The sequence below is a fragment of the Kitasatospora griseola genome, from assembly GCF_014648555.1.
GTDB classification, from domain to species: Bacteria; Actinomycetota; Actinomycetes; order Streptomycetales; family Streptomycetaceae; genus Kitasatospora; species Kitasatospora griseola.
The window spans coordinates 562-17867 of the sequence record NZ_BMRI01000045.1; the positions used below are offsets into that span (position 1 = coordinate 562).

The 17306-nt window shown below is 73.3% G+C and carries 16 protein-coding genes; 4 read left to right on the forward strand and 12 right to left on the reverse strand.

The features are described 5' to 3' along the window. The coding region (locus IEZ12_RS40450) for a beta-ketoacyl synthase N-terminal-like domain-containing protein (RefSeq protein ID WP_308431110.1) at window positions 1-2850 on the reverse strand (2850 nt) is incomplete at its 3' end. A gap of 251 nt (window positions 2851-3101) precedes the next feature. Further along, window positions 3102-4346: a 5-aminolevulinate synthase gene (gene hemA, locus IEZ12_RS33490; protein WP_189277613.1), complete on the reverse strand. Its 1245-nt coding sequence runs from the start codon at window positions 4344-4346 to the stop codon at window positions 3102-3104. Window positions 4347-4557: 211 nt separating this feature from the next. Here hemA and IEZ12_RS33495 point away from each other — a divergent pair, with 211 nt between their 5' ends. The 3 genes from IEZ12_RS33495 (at window position 4558) to IEZ12_RS33505 (ending at window position 9073) form a co-directional block, all read left to right on the forward strand. After that, window positions 4558-6102, forward strand: coding sequence for a class I adenylate-forming enzyme family protein (locus IEZ12_RS33495; protein ID WP_189277615.1), 1545 nt, complete (start codon window positions 4558-4560; stop codon window positions 6100-6102). A gap of 5 nt (window positions 6103-6107) precedes the next feature. Further along, window positions 6108-7667, forward strand: coding sequence for a long-chain-fatty-acid--CoA ligase (locus IEZ12_RS33500; protein WP_189277618.1), 1560 nt, complete (start codon window positions 6108-6110; stop codon window positions 7665-7667). A 377-nt stretch (window positions 7668-8044) separates the two neighbouring features. Continuing rightward, a complete protein-coding gene (locus tag IEZ12_RS33505) occupies window positions 8045-9073 on the forward strand; it encodes a helix-turn-helix transcriptional regulator (RefSeq protein WP_189277620.1) in 1029 nt (342 codons plus the stop codon). Here the strand turns inward: IEZ12_RS33505 and IEZ12_RS33510 are convergent. Next, window positions 9064-10029, reverse strand: a complete 966-nt coding sequence (locus tag IEZ12_RS33510) for an SDR family oxidoreductase (protein ID WP_189277622.1) — start codon at window positions 10027-10029, stop codon at window positions 9064-9066. The genes IEZ12_RS33505 and IEZ12_RS33510 overlap by 10 nt on opposite strands. Window positions 10030-10220: 191 nt before the next feature. Here IEZ12_RS33510 and IEZ12_RS33515 point away from each other — a divergent pair, with 191 nt between their 5' ends. Further along, a complete protein-coding gene (locus IEZ12_RS33515) occupies window positions 10221-10493 on the forward strand; it encodes a hypothetical protein (RefSeq protein WP_189277623.1) in 273 nt (90 codons plus the stop codon). 3 nt (window positions 10494-10496) lie between these two features. Here the strand turns inward: IEZ12_RS33515 and IEZ12_RS33520 are convergent, their stop codons facing one another. The 9 genes from IEZ12_RS33520 to IEZ12_RS33560 all read right to left on the reverse strand — a co-directional run bounded on the left by IEZ12_RS33520 (window position 10497) and on the right by IEZ12_RS33560 (window position 17274). Beyond that, window positions 10497-10760: a hypothetical protein gene (locus IEZ12_RS33520; protein WP_189277625.1), complete on the reverse strand. Its 264-nt coding sequence runs from the start codon at window positions 10758-10760 to the stop codon at window positions 10497-10499. Between the two features lie 143 nt (window positions 10761-10903). Continuing rightward, complete coding sequence (locus tag IEZ12_RS33525) at window positions 10904-11407, reverse strand: MOSC domain-containing protein (RefSeq protein WP_189277627.1); 504 nt, start codon at window positions 11405-11407, stop codon at window positions 10904-10906. Then, on the reverse strand, window positions 11408-11653 hold the full coding sequence (locus tag IEZ12_RS33530; protein WP_043907635.1) for an acyl carrier protein: 246 nt from the start codon (window positions 11651-11653) through the stop codon (window positions 11408-11410). Continuing rightward, window positions 11646-12686 carry an NAD(P)H-dependent flavin oxidoreductase gene (locus IEZ12_RS33535; protein WP_189277629.1) on the reverse strand — a complete coding sequence of 347 codons (1041 nt, stop codon included), beginning with the start codon at window positions 12684-12686 and terminating at the stop codon, window positions 11646-11648. Before IEZ12_RS33535 ends, IEZ12_RS33530 begins: the two co-directional genes overlap by 8 nt. Further along, entirely contained in the window at window positions 12683-13537 is an 855-nt protein-coding gene (locus tag IEZ12_RS33540; RefSeq protein ID WP_189277631.1) for a class-II aminoacyl-tRNA synthetase family protein, read from the reverse strand. Before IEZ12_RS33540 ends, IEZ12_RS33535 begins: the two co-directional genes overlap by 4 nt. A gap of 63 nt (window positions 13538-13600) precedes the next feature. Then, window positions 13601-14464 (reverse strand): diiron oxygenase, encoded by an 864-nt coding sequence (locus tag IEZ12_RS33545; RefSeq protein ID WP_189277633.1) that lies wholly within the window; start codon window positions 14462-14464, stop codon window positions 13601-13603. Next, entirely contained in the window at window positions 14461-15399 is a 939-nt protein-coding gene (locus IEZ12_RS33550; protein ID WP_229848516.1) for an inositol monophosphatase family protein, read from the reverse strand. Before IEZ12_RS33550 ends, IEZ12_RS33545 begins: the two co-directional genes overlap by 4 nt. Beyond that, window positions 15399-16667 (reverse strand): aspartate aminotransferase family protein, encoded by a 1269-nt coding sequence (locus IEZ12_RS33555; protein ID WP_229848518.1) that lies wholly within the window; start codon window positions 16665-16667, stop codon window positions 15399-15401. Before IEZ12_RS33555 ends, IEZ12_RS33550 begins: the two co-directional genes overlap by 1 nt. Before the next feature lie 82 nt (window positions 16668-16749). Then, entirely contained in the window at window positions 16750-17274 is a 525-nt protein-coding gene (locus IEZ12_RS33560) for a dioxygenase family protein (RefSeq protein ID WP_189277635.1), read from the reverse strand. Between the last annotated feature and the right edge of the window lie 32 nt (window positions 17275-17306).

The window sequence follows — 17306 nt, forward strand, 5'->3', positions numbered from 1 at the left end:
CGTCCTGGGCATCACGCCGTGCCGCAGGGCCAGCACCGACTTGATGACGCCCGCCACGCCCGCCGCGGCCTGCGCGTGGCCGATGTTCGACTTCAGCGAGCCGATCCACACCGGACGGTCCGCAGGCCGGTCCTGCCCGTACGTGGCCAGCAGCGCCTGCGCCTCGATCGGGTCGCCCAACCGCGTCCCCGTGCCGTGCGCCTCCACGACATCCACGTCCGACACCGTCAGACCCGCGTCCGCCAACGCCGCCCGGATCACCCGCTGCTGCGACGGACCGTTCGGCGCCGTCAGACCGTTGCTCGCACCGTCCTGGTTCACTGCCGAACCGCGGACCACCGCCAGCACCGGGTGCCCGTTGCGCCGCGCGTCCGACAGCCGCTCCAGCAGCAGCATGCCTACGCCCTCGGCCAGGCCGAAGCCGTCGGCGGCCGCCGCGAACGCCTTGCAGCGGCCGTCCGGGGCCAGACCGCCCTGCCGGCTGAACTCCACGAGCATGCCGACCGTGGACATCACGGTCGCGCCGCCGGCCAGGGCCAGCGAGCACTCGCCGGACCGCAGCGCCCGGACCGCGAGGTGCAGGGCCACCAGCGAGGACGAGCAGGCCGTGTCCACGGTCACCGCCGCCCCCTCCAGACCGAGGGTGTAGGCCAGGCGGCCCGACGCGACGCTCCCGGTGTTGCCGGTCAGCAGGTGGCCGCCCTCGTCGGCGCCCTGTTCCAGGGAGGGGCCGTAGTCCATGGTCATCGCGCCCACGTAGACGCCCGTCGGGGTCCGCCGCAGGGTGGACGGGTCGATGCCGGCCCGTTCCAAGGCCTCCCAGGTGGTCTCCAGCAGCAGCCGCTGCTGCGGGTCCATGGCCAGCGCCTCGCGCGGCGAGATGCCGAAGAACTCGGCGTCGAACTCGGCCGCGCCGGCGAGCGAGCCCGCCTCCCGCTGGTAGTACCGGCCCGGCGTGCCGGGTGCGGGGTCGTACCGTCCGGCGGTGTCCCAGCCGCGGTCGTCGGGCAGCGCGGAGACGGCGTCGACGCCCGCCGACACCAGCTCCCAGAGTTCGTCGGGGCTGCCGACCCCGCCGGGGTAGCGGCAGCCCATGCCGACGATCACCACGGGATCGTCGTCCGCGGCCCGCCGCACCGGCCGGTCCGCGCCCGTGCTCCCGTCGGGCCGGTCGCCGCCGATCCGGGCGGAGAGGTACGCGGCGAGGGTCGCCGGGGTCGGGCAGTCGAAGACGGCCGTCGCCGGGATGCGCAGCGCCGTCGCCGCGCTCAGCCGGTTGCGCAGCTCCACGGCGGTGACGGAGTCGAATCCCAGGTCGAGGAAGGCCAGGTCGGCGGGGACCGGTTCGGACCGCCCGGTCACCGCGGCGATCTCCTCGTCCACCAGCCGTGCCAGCGCGGCGAGCCGCTCCGGGGCGTCCAGTGCGGCCAGCTCCGCGCGGAGCGCGCCGCCGGCCTCCCGGCCGTCGCCCGCGGCGCCCGCGCCGTCCGGCCCGTCCGCGTCCGCCGGGCCGGGCTCCGCGAGCGCCGCCAGGACGGCCGCCGGCAGTTCCGGCATCCGGGCGTGCTCCCCGGCGGACGGCGTCTCCCGTTCCGGGGCGGCGCCGCACACGTACAGGTCGCCGAGCGAGGCCAGGAACCGGCCCGGGCCGCCCTGGTCCCGGCGCAGCGTCCCGAGGACGGCGGCCTGCGCGCCGCGTTCCTCCGCGCAGTCCGTGAGGGCGGAGGTCAGCACGGTGTGCGGGCTGACCTCCAGCAGGACGCCGTACCCGTCCCGCAGCAGGGCGTCGGCCGCCTGGTGGAACCGGACAGGGTTGCGCAGGTTGCGGCACCAGTAGTCGGCGTCCAGGACCGGGGCGTCCAGTCGTCCGCCGGTCAGTCCGGAGTAGTAGGGCAGCTGCGGGGTGCGGGGCCGGATCGGTGCGAGGTCGGCGCGCATCCGGGGGACGATCGCGTCGATGTGGGGCGAGTGGGCGGCCAGGCCCACCGCGATCCGCCGGGCGTGCACCGCGTCCGCGGCCAGCTCGGCGAGGAGTTCGGCCGCGGCGCCGCGGTCGCCGGAGACGATCACGGACCGCGGGCCGTTGTGCGCCGCGACGACGAGGCGGCCGTCCCAGCGGCGCAGCCGCGGCTCGACCTCGTCGGCCGGGGCCATGACGGAGACCATGTCGCCCTGCCCGGCCAGGGTCGCCTGGGCCTGGCTCCACAGGGCGACCACCCGCGCGGAGTCGTCCAGGGACAGCGCGCCGCTGACCGCGGCGGCGGTGACCTCGCCGACGCTGTGCCCGAGCACGGCGGCCGGTTCCACGCCGTGGGAGCGCCACAGCTCGGCGAGCGACACCGTCACGGCGAACAGCAGGGGCTGCACCACGTCGGCCCGGTCCCCGGCGGGCGCGCCCGGCGCGTCCGGGTCGCGGAGCACGTCGATCGGCGACCAGTCGACGAACGGTTCCAGGGCCTGCGCGCAGGCGTCCATCCGGTCGCGGAACACCGCGGAGGTGTCCAGCAGGTCCACCGCCATCCGGGGCCACTGCGCGCCCTGTCCGGGGAACACGAAGGCGACCCGGCGGGCCGCGCCGGCGGTGCCCTCCACCAGGCCGGGCATGCTCCGGCCGTCGGCGAGCGCGTCCAGCCGCCGCAGGAACCCGTCCCGGTCGTCGGCCACCAGTGCCGCCCGCCGGCTCCCCTCGGAGGCGGTGCGGGCGAGGGTCAGCGCGATGTCCTGGGGGCTCCAGTCGTCACGACCGGCCAGGTACCCGTGCAGGCCGCGTGCGCCGGCCGCCAGCGACTCCCTGCCGCTGCCGGCCAGTGTCCACAGCAGCGGTGCTTCCGTACCGTCGGGGTGCGCCATCGTGTCTTCGGACTCCTTCACGGCGAGCGGGACCACCGGTCGCCGAACCGTGGCGGGCGCCCGCGCTCGCGGGTGCCCGCCGACCGGGACGCCTTCGTCAGGCCCGGTGCGAACCGCCACCGGACCTGCGACGTCGATCTTTCCGACGCCGCATAGCGGCCCGATAGCGCAGGCCGCGACACGACGCGGGCGGGGGGAGCGGGTGGGGCGCGGAGCGGCGCGAGAGCCGCGCGCGCACCCCGTGGAGCGGGTCAGCCGTCCGTTCGGCCGGGCTGCTGCGCGTCCTGGGTGCGCGGCACCCCCAGCTCCTGCCAGATCCCGTCCAGTGCCGCGACGAACGCCTCGACCTGCGCGGGCTGGTGGACGGCGCCGGGCGCGCTCCGGAGGATCTCCTGTCCCGCGCGCACGCTCGGCGCGTTGATCGCCTGCACGTAGATGCCGTGGCGTTCCAGCAGCAGGGCGGAGATCCGCCGGGCGAGCGCGTCGTCCCCGACGAAGATCGAGACGATGTGGGAGCCGTCGGAGACGAAGGGGATGCCGTGCTCCGTGAGCAGCCGGTGCGTCAGCCGCGCGTTCGCGTGGAGCCGGTCGCGCTCCTCGTCCGAACCGCGCAGGTGCCGGACCGCGGCGAGCGCTCCCGCCACGACCGCCGGCGGCAGGGCGGTGGTGAAGATGAAGGAGCGGGACAGGCCGCGCACCGCGTCGACCAGTTCGGCGGGGCCGGCGATGTACCCGCCGGTGGTGCCGAATCCCTTGGCGAGCGTTCCCATGATGACGGTGAACTGGTCCGCGATGCCCAGGCTCGCGGCGATGCCGGCGCCCTCCGGCCCGTACATCCCGACCGCGTGGACCTCGTCGAGGAAGGTCATCGCGCCGTACTTCCGGGCGATCCGGGCGATCTCGGCGAGCGGGGCGACGTCACCCGCCATCGAGTAGACCGACTCCATGACGATCATCTTCGGCCGGTCGGGATCGGCGGCGGACAGCAGCTCTTCCAGGTGCGCCGTGTCGTTGTGCCGGAAAATGTGCTTCTCGGCGCCGCTGTGGCGGAGTCCGTCGATGATCGAGGCGTGGTTCATCTCGTCGGAGAAGACGACGCAGTCCCCCAGTCGGCCGGCGAGGACCGTGAGGGCTCCGTCATTGGCGGTGTACCCGGAGGTGAAGAGAAGGGCGTCCTCCTTGCCGTGCAGATCCGCGAGTTCGTTCTCCAGCAGCACGTGGTAGTGGTTGGTCCCCCCGATGTTCCTGGAGCCGCCCGAGCCCGCGCCGTACTCGTCGAGGGCTTCGCGGGTCGCCGCCAGGACCAGCGGGTGCTGGCCCATTCCCAGGTAGTCGTTGCTGCACCACACGCTGATCTCGGAGGTGACCCCGTCCCGCCGGCTCCGGGCCGCCGGAAATTTCCCGGCGAGCCGGCCGATCTCCAGGAACTCCCGTTTCGCCTTCGGCGATCCGCCTTCCGCCATGCGCAGCGAGAAGAGCTCCAGGTATTGGTTCATGACGACCCTTTTCTCCGAAGGCTGCACCGATGCGGGGCCCGGACCGGCGGAGGAAATTGTCTCAGAGCGAAATATCACTTCGATGGCGCGGACTGCGACAATTGAGAACCGGCCGCGCATCCGCTTTCCCTGTTCACGCCCCATGGCGGACCTGCATTGCGTGTTGTAGGGTGTGCGGAAATTCCTCGGACCGGCACCACTGGAGTTTCCCATGCCGTCGGACGAAACGTACGTCAGCCAAATCCTTGAGGTAATCTCCGCGGAACCGGAGAAAGTGGTCCTGTCCTGGCGCGACCGGACGCTCACCGCGGCGGAGCTGACCGCCCTGGTCCGGTCGGCCGCGCAGGCCCTGCACCAGCAGGCCGGCGGGAGCGGCGCCGACGCCGTGGTCGCCATCCTGACCGTCACCAACACCGCCCCGACGCTGGTCCTGCGGTACGCCGCGAACCTGGTCGGGGCCACGGTGGTCCACCTGCACACCACCAACGCGGTCGACCCGGCGGACCACCTGGCCGCCGGCGCCAAGCTCAAGATCCTCCGGGACACCGGTGCGACGCACCTGGCCGTCGACGCGGAGAACCTCGCGACCGCCCGTGAACTGCGCGAGCGGCTGGGCGCCCCGCTCACCCTCGTCGCCCTCGGCGACTTCGGCCCCGACGTCCTGGACCTGACGGCCGGGGACCCGGACGCGCTGGACCTGTCCGGCATCGGGATCGCACCCGACCGGCCCGCGGTGGTGACCTACACGAGCGGGACGACCGGCGAACCGAAGGGCATCGCCTTCGACTTCCGGGCCCGCAACGGCTTCATCTCCGCCGGGCTCCAGATGCGCTGGCGGTCCGTCTACCTGGCCTGCCTCCCGCTCAGCCACTCCAGCGGCGCCACGGCCGACGACTCGCTCGCGTCCGGCGGCTCGGTGGTCCTGCGGGACGGCTTCGACCCGGGCGACGTGCTGCGTTCCGTCGCGCGGCACGGAGTCACCCGGATGCTGCTCTCCCCTCCCCAGCTGTACCTGCTGATGGACCACCCGGAGGTGGGCGCGACCGACCTGTCCAGCCTCCGAATGGTCACCTACCTGGGCTCCCCCGCGTCCCCCGAGCGACTGGCCGAGGCGGTCAAGGTCTTCGGCGACGTGCTGCTCCAGGTGTACGCGACCAGCGAGGCGGGCTTCGTCAGCATGCTCTCGCCCGCCGAGCACCTCGACGCCCGGTTGCGGGCCACGGTCGGCCGCCCGATGCCCGACTGGGTCCGGATCACCGATCCGGACGACCACCGCGACCTGCCGCCCGGCGACACCGGCGAGGTCGTCGTCCGGTCGCCGTTCACGATGAGCGCGTACGTGGCCGAGCCCGAACTCACCGCCCGGACGGTACGGGACGGCTGGGTGCACACCGGCGACCTCGGCTTCGTCGACGGCGACGGCTACCTCCACCTGCGCGGCCGGATCGGCGAGGTGATCAAGACCAACGGCATCAAGATCCATCCGGTGACGGTGGAGAACGCCCTGCTGGCCCATCCGGACGTGCTGCAGGCCGCTGCCTTCTGCGTCCGGGACCGGGACCGGATCGAGTACCTCCACGCCGCCGTGGTGCTGCGCGACGCGGGCACGGCCGACCCCGACGAGCTGGCGGAACACGTCCGGACCACCGTCTCGCCCAAGCACGTCCCCGCGCGGATCCGCGTCCGCTCCGCGCTGCCCCTCACCGGTGTCGGAAAACCGGACAAGGCGCGGCTGGCCGCGGAAGCGGGCGGGTGAGCCCCGTGACCCTCTCCGTGGCGGCCATCCTCGCCGAGTCCGCGCTGCGCCGGCCGGAGCACCCGGCGATCGTGTCCGGCACCCGAAGGATCACCTACCGCGAGCTGTGGGACGGGGCGCGGAGGTACGCGGCGGTGCTGCGCGCGCGGGGCATCGGCCCCGACGACAAGGTGGCGCTGCTGCTGCCCAACACCCCGCACTTCCCGCTGGCCTACTTCGGCGTGCTCGCGCTCGGCGCGGTCGCGGTCCCGGTGCACGCCCTGCTCCGGGCGGAGGAGATCGCGTACGTCCTGCGGGACTCCGGGGCGGCGGCGCTGATCTGCGCCGCCCCGCTGCTGGCCGAGGGCGGCAAGGCGGCGGAGACGGCCGGCACACCCCTGCTCACCGTCATGGAGGAAGCGGAGGGGGGCGCCGCCGCCCGGCGGCTGGACGTGCTCGCGGCGCGGAGCACCCCGATCGACCGCCAGGTGCCGCGCGACCCCGGGGACATCGCGCTGGTCCTCTACACCTCCGGCACCACCGGCCGGCCCAAGGGCGCCCAGCTCACGCACCTCAACGTGGTGATGAACGTCGACACGACCATGCTGTCGCCGTTCGACTTCACCGCGGACGACGTCCTGCTCGGCTGCCTGCCCCTGTTCCACACCTTCGGCCAGATCTGCGGCATGAACACCTGCTTCCGGGCGGGGGCGACCCTGGTGCTGATGCCGCGGTTCGACGGACCGGGCGCGCTGGAGCTCATGGTGCGGGAGGGCTGCACCCTGTTCATGGGGGTCCCGACGATGTACACGGCGCTCCTGGAGGCGGCCCGCGCCGACCCGCGCCGGCCCGCGCTCGACCGCGCGTTCTCCGGCGGCGCCGCGCTGCCGGTGGCGGTCCTGGACGCGTTCCAGGAGGCGTTCGGCTGCCCGGTCCTCGAAGGGTACGGGCTGACCGAGGCGTCCCCGGTGGTGACCTACAACCAGAAGGCGTGGCCGCTCAAGCCCGGCACGGTGGGCCGGCCGATCTGGGGCGTCGAGGTCGAGATCGCCCGGGCCGAGGTGGCGGACCGGATCGAGCTGCTGCCCGCCGGCGAGACGGGGGAGGTCGTCTTCCGGGGGCACAACGTGATGGCCGGCTACCTGAACCGGCCGGAGGCGACCGCCGAGGCCGTCGTGGACGGCTGGTTCCGCTCGGGCGACCTCGGCGTCATGGACGACGAGGGCTACCTCTCCATCGTCGACCGCAAGAAGGACGTGGTGCTGCGCGGCGGCTACAACGTCTACCCGCGCGAGGTGGAGGACGTTCTGGCCCACCACCCGGCGATCGCCCAGGTGGCCGTCATCGGGCTCCCCCACCCCGTCCACGGCGAGGAGGTCTGCGCGGTGGTGCGGGCTCGCCCCGGCACCGCGCCGGGTCCGGCCCTCGGCACCGAGATCGTCGCCTGGTGCAGGGAGCGGATGGCGCCGTACAAGTACCCGCGCCAGGTGGAGTTCGTGGACGCCTTCCCCCTGGGCGCCAGCGGCAAGGTACTCAAACGGGAGCTGGTCGCCCTGCTGAGCGCCGCGGACCGGCCTGATCGCTGACCGCCGGGGCGATTTGTCGACCGTTCGGGACGGGACCCCGCCGAAAAGGCGCGTTCGGGCAGGTGGTCGGACGGTACTGGTGGCCGCGCCACTTCCCGTGTGCAGAAACAGTCGCCGTGCGGAGCTCGTCCCGGAAGCCGGGGTCCTGGTCGACCCACTGGGACGGGTTTCCGCAGGTGACGGTGGCATCGAGCCGGACGGCCGCACGCCAGGTCGCGTCGGAGAGCCCGGGCTCGCGCTACGCCGCCCCGACCTCGACCTCGACCTCGGCGGGCACCTGGCCGACCCCGCTGCTGCCCGGCGAACAGCGGCGGGCACCGCCGTGCGGTCCTGCCCCGCGCGACTGCCGAGTCCGCGGATCGGGGATGCTGGTGTGCATGCGTGCCGCCCGCCTGATCCGCATGGCCCTCCTGCTGCAGTCCACCCCCGGTCTGACCGCCGCCGAGCTGGCCCGGGAGCTGGAGGTGTCCGAGCGGACCGTCATCCGCGACGTCCAGGCGCTCCAGGAGGCCGGGGTCCCGGTCCGGTCGGAACGCGGCCGGACCGGCGGCTACCGGCTCGCTCCCGGCCACCGCACCCGCCTGACCACGCTGCACCCCACCGAGGCCGAGACCCTCTACCTGTCCGGCCTGCCCTCCGCGTTGCGCGACCTCGGGCTCTCCGACGCGGCCGGCACCGCCCGGCTGAAACTGTCCGCCACCCTGCTGCCCTCGCTGCGGGCCGCCGCCGAGTCCTCGGCCCGGCGTTTCCACCTGGACGCGCCGGCCTGGTTCCGCGAGCCGTCCACCCCCGAGCTGCTGCCGGAGCTGGCCCGCGCCCTCTGGGCCGACCGCGCGGTCGAGTTCGCCTACGCCCGCCCCGGCCGCGAGCCCGGGGCGGCCCGCCGGGTGGAACCGTACGGGTTGGTCCTGAAGGCGGGCGTCTGGTACCTGGTGGGCCGGATCCCCGATGCCGCGACCGCCGCCTTCCGCACCTGGCGCGCCGACCGGATCACCGCACTGCACACACCCGTTGACGGCGCGTTCACCCGCGAGGCGTCCTTCGACCTGGCGGCGTACTGGCAGGAGCACAGCGCCCGGTTCGCCCTCTCGCTGCTGCGTGCCACCGTCACGGTGCGGCTCACCCCGGCGGGCGTGCGCCGACTGCCCGAGGTCACCGACCGGGCGGCGGCCGGACGGGCGCTGGCCGCCGCCGCGCCCCCGGACCCCGCCGGCCGCGTCACCCTCGAACTGGCCGTGGAGTCCGAGGAGATCGCGTTCGCCGAACTGGCCTCGCTCGGCGCGGAGGCCGAGGTACTGGCCCCGCCCGCGCTCCGCACCCGCCTCGCCCGGCACGCCCGGGCCTTCGCCGCGCTCTACTGCGACGAAGACGCAGGCGCCGGGGATGCCGCCGAGTATCAGCGGTAGTCCTCCGCCGAGACCGAATCGCCCCGCTCGCCCATCGCCTCGAAGTACGCCCAGGCGTCCGGCCTGCTGCCGTCCACGTCCGTGACGCCGTAGACCCGGGCGAGTTCGGCGCTGGACGTCGACTTCCGGTTCCACCGCTCGGCCCGGCGCGGGTCCGCGGCCAGCGCGGCCACCCCGCGTGCGAGGTACTGCGGCGATTCCGCGATCGCGAAGGCCGGCTCGACCGTGATGACGTCCCGCCAGTTCTCCTCCGCCACGCCGAAGTGCGTCAGCATCTGCTCGGAGCGCAGGAAGCCCGGCGTCACGCACACCGCCGCACCGCCGTACTCCGCCAGCTCCTCACCCAGCCCGAAGGCCATCCGGATCGGCGCGTTCTTCGCCAGGTCGTAGTAGAGGTTCTCCCGGTACCGGCGGTTGGTCACCGCCGTGCCGTCGGTGACCTCCACCAGCAGCGGCGCGGCCGACCGCACCAGCAGCGGCAGGCCGAGCGCCGCTGTGATCACGTGCGAGCGCACGCCCAGCTCCAACATCCGCAGCCCGTCGGCGAGCGGCGTCTCCCAGCTCTTCTTCCCGAAGATCGACTCGGCCGTCAGGCGCTCGCCGCCCCACAGGTCGTTGACCAGGACGTCGAGCTTCCCCTGCTCCTCCTCGATCCGCCCGAACAGCGCCCGCACCTGTCCCTCGTCCAGATGGTCGGTGGGTACCGCGATCCCCACCCCGCCGGCCGCCGTCACCAACTCCCCCGTCTCCTCGATCGTCTCGCTCGCCCGGCCCACCTCGCTCACCCGCTCGCGGGTCGTCCGTCCGGTCACGTAGACCGTCGCCCCCGCCCGGCCCAACTCCACCGCCAGCGCCCGTCCCGCACCCCGGGTCGCCCCCGCCACCAGGACGATCCGACCCGCCAGCGGGCGGACGGGGAGGCTGTCGCGGGACGGGACATCGTTCGTGTTCTCCATGCCTTCAACGATCGCCGCCAAAGGTGACAGATGACGTCACCTTTAATTCCTGCACAACTTGCCCGCGACATCGACACCACCGGGTGGGCCCGGGCCGGCGGCGAGGACAGCCGGCAGGTCACCGGCCCTGCCTGCGGGCTCCGTGCCGGTGAACGCCTGGGCTGTCGGTCGGCGGTGCCAGGGTGGGCGGCATGGACGAGCATGACGAGCAGTTGCTGCGCGGCCGGGTGTACGGCGCCGAGCACGACGATCCGGGGCCGCGCCCGGGCCGCGAGTACCGGGAGCTGGTCGGCGGTCCGCTCGACGGCCTGCTGCTGGACGTCACCGGCTGGACGGGCGACGAACTCGAATGCGGGGCCGCGCTGGTCACCGAGCTCGGCCACTACGGCGGCGGGGGCCGCACGCACTACGCGCCCCGCCCCGCCGACCCGCTCCGGTGGGACTGGGCGGGCGACACGCCTTGACCGTCACAGCTCGCGCAGCGCCCACTCGCACTCCGGGCACCGCTGCGCGGCGAACTCGGGCGGGTACCAGGGCTGTCCGGGGGCGGTGCGTCGGTAGTGGGTGTGCTGCATCGGCACGGTGTCCCGGCCGCACAACGTCATCGGCAGCGGGTCCTCGGGCACGTCCGGGTCGGATCCCGCGGCGTGCACCGCCACCACGGCGGGCTCCGCGACGCCCGAGCCGGCCTCCCCGCCGGGCCGGACCTCGAACAGCACGATGATCGCCATGGTGTCGAGCGTTGCCCTGTTCGCGACAGGCGGCCACCGGGGAGACCCGTCCGGTCAAGAGGGATGACACCGGGTCACATCGGGTCTGCGGCACGGTCGCCTGCGCACGGCCCACCGACCTGCCGACCCCCCCTGACGAGGCGTCAGCTAACGGTGCCCGGACTGGCCGGGCGGATCGGGTCGCCGGTGCGGAGGAGGCCGCCTTCGAGGATCCGGGCGCGCAGGCCGCCGCGGTGGACGAGGCCGCGCAGGACTCCGGGGCTGGTGAGCTGTTCGAGCCGGGCGCAGGGCTCGCTGAGTGCGATGCCGAGCAGGCGCACCCGGTCTCCGACGGTGAACTCCAGGCCCACGAGTTCGGTCAGCGGAACGCCGCGGCAGACGACGTTCCGGCGCGCCTCGGAGTGGGTGAGGCGGATTCGGTGATCGCGTTCCAGTGCCGTGAGGGCGTCGATGTCGAGGAGGGAGATCTCGCAGCCGCGGGAGGCCCGGCCGGGGGCCCGGCCATGTGGTGCGTCGCCCGGGCGGTCCTGGAAGTAGCGGTCGCCCGCCAGGCCGCGGCCGGTGACGGCGACGGCCTCCCGCACCTCGACGAGGGGCGCGCCGTGGGCCGGCGCGAGGTGGAGCGAGACCGCCGTGCCCTGCCACATTCAGCGACTCCCCTCGCCCGCGAGGAAGTTCTCCTCGATGGCGTGCAGCGTGCGGAACTGGTCGGCGCTCAGTTCGGTGACGCTCAGTTCGCGGCCGACGAGGTCCTCCAGGAACAGGATGAACTCCATGAAGGCGAGCGAGTCGACGATCCGGTTCTCGATCAGGTCGAGGTCGGCGGGGATCTCGCCGAGCGCCGGGTTGCGGGCGCGCAACCAGTCGACCACCGGCTTGAGGGAGTCATTCACCGTGGCACTCTCCTTCGTGACGGTCCGGCTCGGGGCGGGTGCGGCGCCGCGCGCGGCGGTACTCGGTGCGGATGCGTTCCACCAGCACCGCGGCGGGTTCGACGGCGGTGATCCGTTCGCAGGTGTCGCCGCAGTACATCGCCATGTCCTCGATCCGGCCCTCGGTGCGGACGGACGGCACGGCGGCGCTGTACCGCGGGACGGGCAGCCGCCGGCCGTCCGGGGCGGCGGCGGTGGCGATGAACCGGGCGGACAGCCGGGGGCCGGGCCCGGTCAGCGCGTTGCGCAGGACCCGGTGGGGCCGGTTCGGCCAGCCGATGTCGAAGACCGTCGTCACCACGGTGTCCGCGGCCCCGGACGCGACGATCCGGCGTTTGAACACCGGGTGCGCCTCGGATTCCCGGGCCGCGGCGAAGACGCTGCCGGCCACCGCCCCGTCGGCGCCCTCGGCGACGGCCCGGGCGAGGTCGGCGCCGGTGGCGATGCCGCCCGCGACGGCGAGGACGGCGTCGGGGTGGTCCCGGCGGACGGCCCGCAGCAGTGGCAGGGCGGGCAGGGTGCCGAGGAGGTGCCCGCCTGCCTCGACGCCCTGGAGCACGACGACGTCGGCCCCCTGTTCGAGGGCCCGGCCGGCGGCGTGCGCGGTGCCGACCTGGACCACCACCGGCAGCCCGGCCCGGACGGCCGCCGCCGACAGGTCCGGTGCGGGCAGCCCGTAGAACGTCACGAACGCCCGCTCCGGCAGGACGCCGACAGCCGCGTCGAGTTGGGCCCGGCAGCGGTCCGGGGACAGCACCTCGGGCACCAGGTTGATCCCGAACGGCCGGTCCGTCCGCGCGGCGGTGTCGGCGATCAGTCGGCGGATCCGTTCGGGGGGTTCCTTGTACAGGCCGAGGACGCCGCCGGCGCCCGCCCGGGAGACGGCGGCGCACAGCTCGGGCCCGGCGACGCCGCCCATGCCGGCCTGGAGCAGCGGCACGGTCACCCCGAGGCGCCGCTCCAGCCGGGTCGGGCGCGGCGCCGGCCCGGTCACCGAGGCGCTCCGGCCTCGACCACCGCGTCCCGGGCGGCGCCGAGGTCCCCGTCGAAGCAGAGGTCCAGGACGTGCAGCCAGCGTTCCAGGCCGAAGGCGACGCATCCGGTGAAGGCGGGCCTGCCGTCGTACCGGATCAGGCAGCGCTCCCCGAAGAAGTTGCGGTGGTTGTTGAGCGAGGCCACCGCGGTGCCGTCCGGGGCGAGGAACTCCTCCTTGACCGGCGCGAGGACCTGGAGCACGGCGCGCGGGCTGTCGCGCCGGAAGAAGGGGTCACTGGCCGGGGCGCGGTGCAGTTCGACGCCGAGGCGGTCGGCGAAGGCTGCCACCGCCGTCCGGTAGTGGTCCAGGTGCGCGCGGACGGCGTCCTGGCTGCCGAGGCAGACGATCTCGCGCATGGTGAACCCCCAGAGCCGGCGCAGGCCGTCGTGGTGGTCCTCGTTGCGGTAGCAGTGGGCGACGGTGGTCACCAGGGCCGGGTCCCGGCCGAGCGAGCGGTCGGCGAGGTGGAGGAACGCCCCGTAGCAGGCGGCCGACGGCAGCAGGTGGGTGGCGTCGGAGAGGTCGTGGGCGGGGACCAGGTCGGCGTCGGCCTTGGCGCTGTCCTGGTCGAGCCGGTCGGGCCGGATCCGGCTGACCGTGCTGCCGAGGTGCGGGAAGTTCTGGAAGTAGTCCAGTTTCCGGAGTTCGGCGGCGGGCAGCAGGGGCGGCAGCGTCATCGGCTCGGCGCCGCGGGCGGTCGCCCAGCCCATGAGGACGTCGTCGAGCGCGCGCAGCAGGCCGGTGGCGGGCCCGCCGAGCGTGGCAAGGCCGTCCTGGACGGACCAGGCGGCACGGTCGGTGTGGGACATCGTCCTCCTCCGGACGGCGGTCGAAGGTGTGCGGGTGGAGCGAGGGACCGGCGCGGAGCCGGTTCATGCCTCCGGGACGCCGATCCGCCGGAGGAAGTCCGTGGACTTGCGGAGCACGCGCCGGTGCTCGGCCCGGCGCGCCGGATGGTCCAGCAGGCGCTTGCGGAAGGCGAGTCCGTCCGGGATCCCGGCGTCCCGGTAGACGGCCGGGTTGTAGAGGGAGCCGATGCTCGCGGACAGGTAGCCCGCCAGGTACCGGCCGATGGCCCGGCGGTCGTCCTCGTCCGGTCCGGTCTCCAGCAGCCGCTGCCAGAGCAGTTGGACCAGCCGGGCCCCGAAGGCGATGTGCCGGCTCTCGTCCTGGTGGTGGATCCGGTTCAGCTGCCGGATGGTCGGGTGCAGCCGTTCGTCCGCGGCCAGCCGCACGTTGTAGTGGTCGACGATCTGCTCGAACAGCAGGATGCGGGCGAAGACCAGGAAGTTCTCCCGCACCGGGTCGTCGGCGGGGACGGACAGCTTCAGCCGCTTCTCCGGGAAGATCCGGCCGCCGTACTTGAGGCAGAACGTCGCGAAGAACCACATGTGCTCGTTCTCCTCACCGATGAAGTGGTGGAAGAACTCGGACGGGATCTCGAAGCCGGGGGTGTGGATCCGCCGCATCACCTCGATGAGCAGTTCCCTGATGCCGTGGACGTTGAGGCTGTAGAAGTTGATGCTCTCCCCGCGGCCCAGTGCCCGCAGTTGGTCCGGGGTGAGCCGTTCGGCGTACTCCGTGCCGTGGACGGACAGCAGCTCGGGCGAGAACCAGGGCTCGTCCTCGGGGAGTTCGGCCGGCCAGTCGAAGGTGGTGTACGGGTTGTAGTAGTCGCTGCTGGCCCGGGCCGAGAGCCGCTCCAGGAGCTGCCGGAATTCGGTGTCGTCCGTCATGCCCGCTGCCCGGGGGTCCGCCAGGCGATGCCGTCCAGCAGCTTTCGGTGCAGCTCGGGTGTGGACGCCGCCACGCAGGACCGCTGGTTGGCGACGTCCAGTTCGGTGAGCGCGGTGTCGCCGAGCGGCTGCCCGTACGCGTCGGTGATGACGAGGCCGGCCTGCTCGGCCAGCAGCACCGCGGCGGCGATGTCGTACGGGAACAGGTGCAGCACCCGCCCGTTGCCGACCCGTTGGAACTCGCCGAGCAGCGCGGGGTCGTCGCGCAGCAGCCGGTTGCCGATGTCGACGTACGCGTCGAGCTGACCGGTGATCAGGCGCGAGATGGACCAGGTGGCGCTGTTGAAGACGAACACGCCGCCGGTGTTGGCCGAGAGGTCGATGAGGTGCCCGTAGGCCTCGGTCATCAGCCGGGCGGGGTGGCCGTTGAACTCCAGCGACCAGAACATCCGGGAGAGGTCGGTGGTCCGGGTCGGCGCGGGCACGGGGTGGTCGTAGCCGTGTGCCACCACTCCGGGGACGCCGCGCTCGGCGTACAGGTGGGCGCCGGTCTTCCACTCCAGCAGCAGGGCGTGCTCGACGTCCGCGATCCGGGGGCGGTCGCCGAGCCGGGCGACCGCGACGGACACGGTGGCGGACTCCAGGCCGGCCACGGCGGGCCGGGTGCCGTCGATGGGGTCGACCACCAGGAGGTGCTCGGGGTCGCGGCCGTGGGTGCGCAGACCGCGGTCCTCGGAGAACACGGCGACCGGCAGGTCGTGCTCGACGACGTACTTCCAGACGGCCCGTTCGGCGACGTCGTCGATGCCGAACTGGGCGTCGCCGCCCGGCGAGTGGCCGCGGACGCCGCGGTTCTCGGACCGGGCCCGGCCGGCGGTGATCTCGTCGCGGACCAGCCGGGCGAGACCGAGCAGGTAGTCCGGCATGTCGGTCATCAGGTCGCCTCCGCGGCGAAGAGGGTCTCCAGCCGGTCGCAGAGGAGGTCCGCCTCCTCGGTGGTGATGATCAGCGGCGGCCGGATCTTCAGGACGTTCCCGCGCCCGTAGCGGGAGGTGCGCAGGATCAGGCCGTGGTCCATGCCGCGGTGGGCGAGGTGCAGGGTCAGCGGGGTGTCCGGCCGGCCGTCCCGGTCGACCAGCTCCAGGCCGATCATCAGCCCGAGTCCGCGGACGTCGCCGATCCGGGGGTACCGCGTCGCCAGGTCGCGCAGCCGCTCCATCAGGTGGGCGCCGACGGTCCGGACGTGGGCCAGGAACTCCGGGCGGGAGACGATCTCCAGGGTCTTGTCCGCGGCGGCGGCGGCCAGCACGTTGCCGCCGTAGGTGAACGAGTGGTACTCGCCGTCCAGGCCCGCGAGCTCCTCGCTGGTGAGGATCGCGGCGACCTGCGCGCCGGAGCCGCCCAGGCCCTTGGCGGTGGTGATGATGTCCGGCCGCACGCCGAAGTGGTCGGCGGCGAACATGTGGCCGGTGCGGCCGATGCCGGTCTGCACCTCGTCGAAGACCAGGACGATGCCGCGTTCGTCGCAGATCCGGCGGAGCGCCGCGAGGTAGCCGTCCGGCGGCACGATGTTGCCGCCCGAGCCGGACACCGGCTCCACGACGATGCAGGCCACACTGCCCGACGAGGCGTGGTCGATGAAGTCGTTGATCCGCTCCGCGCACAGCAGGCCGCAGCTGTCGGGGCTCTGCTTGTAGAAGCAGCGCAGGCAGTACGGGTCCGGGACGTGCGTGATGCCGGCGACCAGCGTCGGGAACGGCGCCCGGCGGAAGGCCTCGCCGGACATGGCGGTGGTCATCATGGTCTGGCCGTGGTGACTGCGGAAGAGCGTGATCACCTCCCGCCGTCCGGTGCGCACCTGGGCCATCTTCACGGCGCCCTCGTTGGCGGTCGCGCCGCCCGAGACCTTCAGGTGGACCCGGGTCAGGTTCGGCGGCGACACCGCGACCAGCCGGCGCACCAGGCGGTCCACCGGCTCGGTCCGGAACGTCGAGGTGGCGTGGACCAGCAGGTCGGCCTGTTCGCGCATGGCCTTGACGATCTCGGGGTGCCCGTAGCCGAGGCTGAGGTTGAACGTCCCCGAGGCGCAGTCGATGTACGCCCTGCCGTCGGCGTCGTAGAGGTGGATGCCCTCGCCATGCCGCATCTTGTACTCGCTGACCTGGTAGTAGATCAGGTCCTCGATCTTCCGTGCGTCTTCCACAATTCCTCCCGAGGCCGGGCCGGCACTTCCCGAAAAGAATGCGCCGACCCTTTTTCGACGACCGACAGCGCCCCGGAACCGATCAGGAGGGCAGAATGAACGTGAAACTCGCCAGCCACCCCTCCGGGGTTTCCTGCACGTCCATCAGGCATTCGGGGCGGAAATACTTGTCCAGCCGGTTCCGGCGCTCGCCGGGGAAGTACAGCATGGTGGTCAGGACGCCGCCGCCGGGCGGCTGCACCTTCACGTGCAGGTGCCGCGTCCGGCCCGGGTACTCGGCCGGCAGAACGGTCTCCAGCCGCCAGTTCCCCTCCTCGTCGGCGAACTGGTGCCCTCGGAGGGTGAACCCCTCCTCGTCGTACACGCCCTTGTCGCCGACCTGCCAGAAGTCCAGCAGGGCGCCCCCGATCGGCTTGCCGTCCGGGTCCACGACCCGGCCCGACAGCACCATGGGGGTCCCGGTCGGGACGTCGGACCGGAAGCTCGTCTTGAACGGTGTGGCCGGCTTGTAGTACGGGCCCTCGGTCTGCGCCGGGGTCGGCGGGATGCCGTTGCACTTGACGTCGGGAGTGATGATCAGGACATCGTTCTCGGGATTTTCTCCCACCGTTTCCTGCCTTCCATCGGGTCGTTTCACAG